1 protein-coding gene is annotated in these 287 nt (G+C 41.1%); it reads left to right on the top strand.

What is annotated here, in order from left to right; translation table 11 throughout:
- Positions 1-287: MFS transporter (locus P0G09_RS20605; protein WP_275253612.1), on the top strand; the 287-nt coding region annotated here is incomplete at both ends.

The following is a 287-nucleotide window of genomic DNA, read 5'->3' as shown; positions in this document are numbered from 1 at the left end:
AATTACGCACTTTACCTACTTCTTTACTTGGGCAATCGTTTTTGGCTATTTGACGCTTTGGCTTGAACAAGAAGCCCATTTCAATGGTGTTCAAGCTGGGTTCGTCTTTTCGATGATGTCAGGGGTTTCTTTAATCTTCCAACCAATCTTTGGGGTTATCTCCGACCGTTTGGTAATGAAAAAGAACCTGGTAATCACGATTGCAATCGGGATGATTTTAGTCGGTCCATATTTCCAATGGGTCTTTCATCCATTATTAAAGGTGAATACGGCACTGGTTGGTTTTG

The sequence above is a fragment of the Faecalibacterium sp. DFI.5.82 genome (assembly GCF_029076575.1).
Taxonomy (GTDB): domain Bacteria; phylum Bacillota; class Clostridia; order Oscillospirales; family Ruminococcaceae; genus Faecalibacterium; species Faecalibacterium duncaniae.
The sequence above is the reverse complement of the archived record's forward strand: the minus strand, read 5'-3'. Positions and strand labels throughout refer to the sequence as shown.